General features: G+C 60.4%; 8 protein-coding genes and 1 pseudogene. All 9 read left to right on the forward strand.

Annotated elements, in window-relative coordinates:
* Positions 1 to 78 precede the first annotated feature (78 nt).
* On the forward strand, positions 79 to 852 hold the full coding sequence (locus Q0526_RS16830) for a ZIP family metal transporter (RefSeq protein WP_298736193.1): 774 nt from the start codon (positions 79 to 81) through the stop codon (positions 850 to 852).
* Positions 853 to 907: 55 nt separating this feature from the next.
* Complete coding sequence (locus Q0526_RS16835) at positions 908 to 2209, forward strand: hypothetical protein (RefSeq protein WP_298736195.1); 1302 nt, start codon at positions 908 to 910, stop codon at positions 2207 to 2209.
* 16 nt (positions 2210 to 2225) lie between these two features.
* Positions 2226 to 2924, forward strand: coding sequence for a response regulator transcription factor (locus Q0526_RS16840; protein WP_298736197.1), 699 nt, complete (start codon positions 2226 to 2228; stop codon positions 2922 to 2924).
* A gap of 43 nt (positions 2925 to 2967) precedes the next feature.
* A complete protein-coding gene (locus Q0526_RS16845; RefSeq protein WP_298736200.1) occupies positions 2968 to 4416 on the forward strand; it encodes a HAMP domain-containing sensor histidine kinase in 1449 nt (482 codons plus the stop codon).
* A 19-nt stretch (positions 4417 to 4435) separates the two neighbouring features.
* Positions 4436 to 5362: a DUF1385 domain-containing protein gene (locus Q0526_RS16850; RefSeq protein WP_298736202.1), complete on the forward strand. Its 927-nt coding sequence runs from the start codon at positions 4436 to 4438 to the stop codon at positions 5360 to 5362.
* Positions 5359 to 6189 carry a peptide chain release factor N(5)-glutamine methyltransferase gene (prmC, locus tag Q0526_RS16855; protein ID WP_298736205.1) on the forward strand — a complete coding sequence of 277 codons (831 nt, stop codon included), beginning with the start codon at positions 5359 to 5361 and terminating at the stop codon, positions 6187 to 6189. Before Q0526_RS16850 ends, prmC begins: the two co-directional genes overlap by 4 nt.
* A gap of 121 nt (positions 6190 to 6310) precedes the next feature.
* Positions 6311 to 7489 carry a recombinase RecA gene (recA, locus tag Q0526_RS16860; RefSeq protein WP_298736208.1) on the forward strand — a complete coding sequence of 393 codons (1179 nt, stop codon included), beginning with the start codon at positions 6311 to 6313 and terminating at the stop codon, positions 7487 to 7489.
* Positions 7489 to 8109: a regulatory protein RecX gene (locus Q0526_RS16865; protein ID WP_298736211.1), complete on the forward strand. Its 621-nt coding sequence runs from the start codon at positions 7489 to 7491 to the stop codon at positions 8107 to 8109. The genes recA and Q0526_RS16865 overlap by 1 nt, the downstream gene beginning before the upstream one ends.
* A gap of 53 nt (positions 8110 to 8162) precedes the next feature.
* Positions 8163 to 8622, forward strand: a pseudogene (locus Q0526_RS16870) (30S ribosomal protein S12 methylthiotransferase RimO); the annotation flags it as partial.

Below are 8622 nucleotides of genomic sequence, written 5' to 3' on the forward strand. Positions count from 1 at the left end.
GCCGTATGGCGGGCGCTTTTTGTATAGGCGGCTTCCCCCTTGCATAGGTTTGAAAAAACCAAGCAAGGGGGCTTTTGTATGGGAGGATCACCGCTTTGGCTGACGTTGCTGGCGGGGCTGTCCACCGGATTGGGGGGCTTGTTGGCCATGCTGTGTCCGCCTTCCCGCCGTTTGTTGGCGGTCAGCGCTGGCTTTGCTGGTGGGGTGATGCTGGCGGCATCTCTGGCCGATCTGGTGCCGGGGGCGTTGGCATTTTATCGCGTCTACCTGCCGCCGCTGGGGTGCGGCGGGGCGTTGGTGCTGCTGTTGCTGGCAGGCATGGTGGCGGCTGCCGCTTTGAGTGCCCTTCTGCCCGAAGAAGCCGAGCTGGCCGAACGGATGTCGGGGGACAGCGCCCGCACCGCGGCGCTGCGCACGGCCTTAATTACCGGGGCGGTCTTGCTGCTGCATAACTTCCCCGAAGGGGTACTTACCCTCTTTGCCGGCACCGCGGATCCGGCGCTGGGGGCGCGTACTGCACTGGCCGTTGCCCTGCACAACATCCCCGAAGGCGTGGCTGTGGCGGTGCCCTTTGCCTTTGCACTGCATAGCCGTCTGGGCGGTGCGTTGGCCGCGCTGCTTTCCGGGTTGGCAGAACCGGCGGGGGCGCTGTTGGCGCTGCTTTTTTTGCGGGGATGGTTCACCCCGGGGCTCCTCAATGGTACGGTAGTTCTGGTGGCAGGGGTCATGATTTGGGTGGCCATTGCCCAGTTGCTGCCGGCGGCACTGGCCTTTCCCCGGGGACGTCCCGGTCTGTGGGGGACGGCGGCGGGGGTGCTGCTGATGCTGCTGGGCATTGAGGCTTTGCCCTGAATGTGTTATACTATACCCTGTATCAATGTTGAAAAAATGCCGGGGAGGGATGGGGATGCGCCGCAAGATCGCTGCATTGCTCTTGGCCGGATTGCTGCTTACAGGATGCAGTACCGGGACCGACGTGGAAACACTGCTCCGCGCCCCGCAGCTCTCCGGAGAAAGCGCCGCCCTGCAGAAAGCCCTGAACAGCTATCTGGGAGGCAGCGCGACTTTAAAATATCCGGCCAGCGGTGATTTCCTCTCTCCCTTTGCGTTTGGCGATTGGGATGGCGACGGCACCAACGAAGCCGCCGTGCTGTATACGGCCGATACCACCGGTTCCAACGTCTTTTTGGCTGTGCTGGAACCTACCGGGGAGGATAGCTGGCAGGTCAGCCAGACGGTGGAGGGACTTTCCAGCGAGGTAGAAACTTTTTCCGCTGCCCACCTGCGGGACGCTACCAGCCAACAAATTTTGGCCGGGTACGGCAGCGCACAGGGCGACCGATATCTGGTGGTGTATGAGTATGACGGCACCACCCTTTCCACCATCATCAGCAACCGATACAGCGAGATGGTGCTGGGCGACTTTACCGGCAAAGGGGACACGCAAGATCTGGTGCTGGCTCTGCCTACCGATACCGAATTCGGCGGTGTGACTTTGCAGCTTCTGACCAATGTGGACGGGGAATTCCGTTCTTACCAGACGCTGAATCTGGGGGAAGGTACCTACACCGGCTGTGCGGCGCTGCAGGCGGGCAAAGGCCGGGATGACGCCATGTATCTGGTGATGGATGTCTGGACCGGCACGAGCAGTCTGGCATCGGACATCATCCTCTACGACGGGGCCACCGGCTTCTTGCAGCCCTATGATCCCCCCGGCGTAACGGATCTACAACACAGCACGCTGCGCTACCACACCGAGCTGCTCAGCCGGGACATTGACGGCAACGGCACGGTGGATATCCCGGTAGAGATCGACGATGGCGGCGAATTGCAGAACCCCATGGATAAAAGCCTGACCTTCCTGCAATGGATGGACTACGCCACCAACAGCGGCGGCCACAGCGATTTCGGCGTGTATGACAGCAAAAACAATTTTTATCTGTCCTTGCCCGATACAATGCGGGGAAAGGTGCTGATTCGCAGCAACCAAAGCGGGACGGGCTGGCTGGTCTGTGACAGCGAGGGCACCACCGTTTATTGCGAGATGCGGGTGGTCGACCCGTCGGATCAGGACCCGGCCACGGCGTCTACCTACGAGCGAATCGCCAACATTGGCAGCCAGCAGCTGCAGGCGCGCATCGTCACCCCCTATTATGGGCTGAGCATCGATACCATCACCAGCGGCACCGTGCTGCTGGGTCTGGAATAAGGAAAGGGAGCACAGTATGAAACGAGTTTTGGTCGTGGAAGACGAAGCCAGCATTCGGGAAATGGTGGCCCTGAACCTCAAAATGGCAGGCTGGGATGTATTGGAAGCCCCCAGCGCCGAACGGGCATTGGAGCTGATGCATCAGAGCGAGCCCTGTGACGCCGCGCTGCTGGACATCATGCTGCCCGGCATGGACGGGCTGAGCCTGTGCGAAACGATCCGCCGGGACGACAATGACATTGGCATCATCATTGTGTCGGCCAAAGGGCAGGAAAGTGACAAGATCCGCGGCCTGTCCATCGGCGCCGACGACTATATCACTAAGCCGTTCTCGGTGTCGGAGCTGGTGGCGCGGCTGGAAGCACTGACGCGCCGGGTCAAGCGGGGAGCCTCGGCCAAGGCAGCCGAAGAGCCGGAGCAGTTGGTCAGCGGTCCCTTTGTGCTGGATGAAAAGAGCCGGGTGCTCTATAAATCCGGCAAGCCCATCGACCTGACGCAGGTGGAATTTCAGATCATGGAACTGTTTTTCCGCAACCCGGCCACCGCGCTGGTGCGGGAGAAGATTCTCGAGGGCGTCTGGGGCAAGAACTATTACGGCGATGTCAAGATCGTGGATGTGAACATTCGCCGCCTGCGGATGAAGATTGAGGACGAGCCCAGCAACCCGCAGCACATCCTGACGGTGTGGGGCTACGGCTACCGCTGGAACGCCTGATTCACACCCGCCAAGCAAACCACCGGAAAGGAGGGGGACCGCGATGGCCAAAACAAGCATTATCCAGCGCTGGGTGCGGGGCAGTTTGCTCATCATGGTGCTGGTGCTGGTGGCAGCCGAAGCGATCTTCCTCTACACCAGTTATCGGGAGCTGTACGGCGGGGTGGAACGAGCCATCGAGAACCGATTCTCCACCATTGCCGGACGGTTGCAGGCCACCGGCACGGCCAGCGGAGGCCCCGAAACGTCAGAAAGTCGGGCACAGGCCTTGCGGCGCACGGTGGAACAGTTCGACGAAAAAGATAAGTTTGAATTTATGCTGCTGGACGCGCAGGGTGTGATTCTGGCCACCAGCAGCGGTACCATGACACAGGACCTGACCAACGGCAGCGACTTTTTGGAGGCGCTGACCTCCTCCGACGGTGTGGGACAAGCTCGGTTTACCACGCCGCAAGGGGAACGTGTCATGGCGGTGACCACGCTGGTGCCCTACACGGCGGGCAATATTGCTGCGCTGCGGATGGTCACCAGCTTGACGTTGATGGACCGCCAGTGGCAGCAATATCTGCTGGTGTCGGTGACCATCGGTGTGCTGGCATTTTTGCTCATGCTGTGGAGCGGCCTTTTCTTTGTGCGTTCCATCGTGCGGCCGCTGGGAGAGGTGGAAGCCACCGCGACCCGCATTGCCCGCGGCGACCTGAAAACCCGCCTGCCTGCTACCAAATATAACGATGAGATCGGCCGGTTGTGCGGCACCATCAACCAGATGGCCGAGGATCTGGCCGAGACAGACCGCCTGAAAAACGAGTTCATCTCGTCGGTAAGTCACGAGCTGCGCACCCCGCTGACCTCCATCAAGGGGTGGGTAGAAACCATCAAGACCATCGATGACCCCACCGACGAAAACTATCGCCGGGGGTTGTCGGTCATCGGTACCGAGACCGACCGCCTGTACACGATGGTGGAGGAACTGCTGGATTTCTCCCGGCTGCAAAGCGGTATCAAGCTGCAGTGTCAGGTGCTGGATCTGGTGGCAGAAGCCACCGACGCCGCCCTGTTTGTGGAAGCACGGATCAAGCAGGAAGGCCTGCAATTTGTCTACGAAGAACCGCCTGACCCCTATCCGGTCTGGGCAGATCCGGCGCGTCTGCGGCAGGTGTTCGTCAATATCTTCGACAATGCTATTAAATACTCCGATCCCGGCGGCACCATCTTTCTCACTCTGACCCGCACGCCCGAAACCGTTACCGTCTCGGTGCGGGATCAGGGCCGCGGTATTGCCCCCGACGATCTGGATAAGGTCAAACAAAAGTTCTTCAAAGCCCGCAATGCCGTGCGGGGGTCTGGCATCGGTCTGGCCGTGGTGGACGAGATCGTTCACGCGCTGGGCGGACGGGTGGACATCCAGTCGGCGCTGGGACAGGGGACGACGGTAAGCATCACGCTGCCGGTCTATCACCCCGGGCAGGAACATCTGCACGAAACGATTTGACCTTTTTAAAGGAGAAACTATGTCCAAAGAATTTCGCACCTCCGTGGGGGGACAAGCCCTGATGGAGGGCATTATGATGCGCGGCCCTGAAAAGATCTGCTGCGCGGTGCGCCGGCCGGACGGCACCATCGACCTGAGCTACGATACGGTGCACCCCCACTGGTATAACAAAGTCCCGCTGGTGCGGGGCGTCTGCAATATGGCGGAAAACCTTTATAAGGGGTACCAATATCTGATGCACGCCGCCGACATCGCCATGGAAGGGGAAACCGAACCCGCCGAATCCAAGTTTGACCGCTGGTTGGAAGCCCATATGAGCCCGGCGGTGCAGAACGTACTTATGGGAGCGGCTGCTTTTGCCGGGGGAGTGCTGGCGCTTTTCCTGTTTACCTTTCTGCCTACCTTTCTCACCGGGTTGGTGGCACAGGCAGTGCCCATGGGCCGCTGGCCCCGGGTCATTCTGGAAGGCGTTTTGAAGATGGTCATTTTTCTGGGATACATGTTTTTGTGTACCCGCTATAAGGAGCTGCACCGGGTATTTGAATACCATGGGGCCGAGCATAAGACCATCGCCTGCTATGAGGCCGGCTTGCCCCTTACGGTGGAAAACATCCGCAAGCAAAGCCGGTTTCATCCCCGCTGCGGTACCAGCTTTATGATCCTTGTCATTATCATCAGCATCTTCCTGTACGCAGTGCTGCCTTGGACCAGCACCGGACTGCGGGTGATTTATAAGCTGTGCATGTTCCCGCTGTTGGTAGGCCTTTCCTACGAGGTACTGAAATGGGCCGGCCGGTCGGACAGCCTGCTCTCCCATCTCGTTTCCCAGCCGGGGCTCTGGATGCAGCGGCTTACCACCTTTGAACCGGATGATTCGATGATCGAGGTGGCCATTGCCGCCGTCACCCCCGTCCTGCCGGAAGATCGAGAGGATGGCCGCTGGTGAATGCTGTTTTTCAAACCCTGTGCGCCCGTCTGAAGGCGGCGGGGGTACCGGATGCCCGCTTTGACGCGGCCCAACTCTACCGCTTTGTCACCGGTCGGGATCCCCGGCTGGATGATGGTCCCACCCCCGCGGAAGCCGTTCGTCTGGAAAAATTGGCTGCCCGCCGGTCAGCCCGGGAACCCTTGCAGTACCTGCTGGGAGAGTGGGATTTTCTGGATTTTACGCTAAAAGTAGGCCCCGGGGTGCTCTGTCCCCGGGCGGACACCGAGGTGGTCTGTGAATCGGCCATCGCCTTGCTGCAGGGGGGGCAGGCACCGGTGGTGTTGGATCTCTGCGCCGGCACCGGCTGTTTGGGGCTGGGCATCGCCCGGTCCTGCCCCGGAGCACAGGTGACCTGTGTGGAAAAAAGTGAGGCCGTCTGGCCGTACCTGACCGCCAACACGACGGGGACCGGAGTCCGTGCGGTACAGGCTGATGTGTTTCGCTGGTACCAGACCTTGCCGCCGGACAGTGTGGACCTGATCGTTTCCAACCCGCCCTATCTGACAGCGGCGGAGATGAAAGCCCTCATGCCCGAAACCGCCCACGAGCCAGCCATGGCGTTGGACGGTGGCGCTGACGGGCTGGACTTCTACCGTTTGCTGTGCAGTCGCTACGGCACGGTGCTGCGCCCCGGCGGATGGCTGGTGTTGGAGATTGGCTGTGCGCAAGCGCAGGAGGTATTGGCGTTGGGCGCAGCGTACGGTTGGCAGAAGGGGAGCTGCCGCAAGGACTACGGCGGCAACGACCGGGTGATTCAACTGCAAAAACCGCTGCAAACCACTTGAAAGTCCCTTCTATCGGACAAAAAACGCACAACATATGGTTGTAATTTTCCGCCGAATCGTATATAATAGACACAAACGCAAACGATAAGAGCGATTGCAATAGAAAAAGGAGAAACGCAAGATGGCAGCTAAAAAAGATACAACCCCCAAGAGTGCCGGTCCGGCCGCAGACAAGAAGGCGGCGCTGGAAACCGCACTGGCGCAGATTGAAAAGCAGTTCGGCAAGGGCGCCGTTATGAAGTTGGGTGCCAACGTGACCATGCAGGTGGACGCGATTCCCACCGGCAGTCTGGGTCTGGATTTGGCGCTGGGCATCGGCGGCTTGCCCCGCGGTCGTATCATCGAAGTGTACGGCCCCGAATCTTCCGGTAAAACCACCTTGGCGCTGCAGGTGCTGGCTGAAGCCCAGAAGATGGGCGGTGAAGTGGCCTTCATCGACGTAGAACATGCACTGGACCCCGCTTATGCCAGCGCGCTGGGTGTGGACATCGATAGTCTGTTGGTCAGCCAGCCCGATACCGGCGAGCAGGCCATGGAAATCTGCGAAGCACTGGTGCGTTCTGGTGCCATCGACGCGGTGGTCGTGGACTCGGTGGCAGCCATGGTGCCCCGGGCCGAGATCGAAGGCGAGATGGGCGACAGCCATGTAGGTTTGCAGGCTCGTCTGATGAGTCAGGCGCTGCGCAAGCTCACCGGCGTTATCGGCAAGACCAACACGGTCTGCATCTTTATCAACCAGCTGCGTGAAAAGGTCGGCGTGGTCTACGGCAACCCCGAAGTCACCACCGGCGGCCGGGCGCTGAAATACTACTCCAGCGTGCGCATCGATGTGCGCCGCATCGAGGGCCTGAAGGACTCCACCGGCGCCTTTATCGGCAACCGTACCCGGGCCAAGATCGTCAAGAACAAGGTGGCGCCCCCCTTCCGGGAGGCAGAATTTGACATCATGTTCGGCGAAGGCATCTCCAAGATCGGTGAGATTCTCGATCTGGGCGTCAAGCTGGGCGTGGTGCAAAAGAGCGGTGCTTGGTTCAACTACGGCGATATGCGTTTGGGACAGGGCCGTGACAACGCCAAGCAGTTCCTGAAAGAGCATCCTGAGGTGTCCGACGAGATCGAAAAGATCGTCCGTGCCAACGCCGACCGGCTGTTGGCGGCGGGCAAGAAAGGCAGCGTCAAGCCGCTGGATCCCAGCGAGATCGTTAAGCCGGTGGCTGCCGGCGAGGCACCTGCCGCCGCGGCGCCCGCTGCTAAGACCACCGGCAGCGAAGTGGATCTGGACATCATGGTTGACGAATAATGCCGCGGCTGACCCAAATCAAAGAAACCAAAAAAGGCCGCCTTGCGCTGTTTTTGGATGGCGAGTTTGCCTTTTCGCTGGATGAGGATACCTTTGCATCGGCCCATCTGCACGAAGGGGACGAACTGGAAGACTGGCAGGTGGAGGATCTGCGCAAGCAGAGCGACACCCGTCGGGCGCTGGACAAGGCCATGGACTATCTGTCTTTGCGGGACCATGCGGCAGGGGAACTCTACCAGAAACTCTGCCGCAAATTCGATGGCCCCAGTGCCGCTTACGCGGTGGCCCGAGCGCAGGAACTGGGCCTGCTGAATGATGCCGACTTTGCCCGGCGCCGGGCGGCAGAACTGCTGCGCAAGCGCAAATCCCGGCGGGAGATCCTGACCGACCTATCGGCCAAGGGGATCGATCGGGATGTGGCTGCCGAGGCGGTGGAGGCACTGTACCAGACCGACGAGGACGGGGAAGACCCGGAACTGGCCACCGCCCGGACGCTGGTAGAGCGCCGGTATGCTGCCAAGCTGGCCGCCGGCAAGCGAGAACAGGTGGCGGCGGCACTGGCACGGCGCGGGTTCTCCCACGCCATCATCCGCGAAGTGCTCACCGAAACCGAGAACTGACCCATTGCGTTTGCCAAGGCGAACGCTGGAAATTTTACCATAAGGATGTACCTATGAAGATTGCAATCATCTCTCTCGGCTGCCCGAAAAATCAGGTGGACGCCGATGTTTTCTGTCATGCACTGCTCAAAGAGGGGCACACCACAGTGGCGGACCCTTCGGAAGCAGACGTGATCATCGTCAACACCTGCGGTTTCATCGAATCCGCGAAGGCGGAAGCCATCGAGAATATCCTCATGGCCTGCCAGTACAAGCAGCAAAATCCCGACCTCAAGGTGATCGTCACCGGTTGTCTGGCCGAGCGCTATAAGCAGCAGATCGTGCAGGAAATGCCCGAGGTGGACGCCGTGGTGGGCATTGGCTCCAACGCAGCGCTGCCCGCCATTGTGGCGCGGGTCTGTGCGGCCGGGGCCGGTCAGGTGGAAAGCTACGGCCCCAAGAGCGATATGCCGTTGGGCGGCGCCCGGGGGATCTCCACCCCGCGGCACTACGCCTATCTGAAAATCGCAGAGG

The organism is uncultured Subdoligranulum sp. (assembly GCF_937890665.1).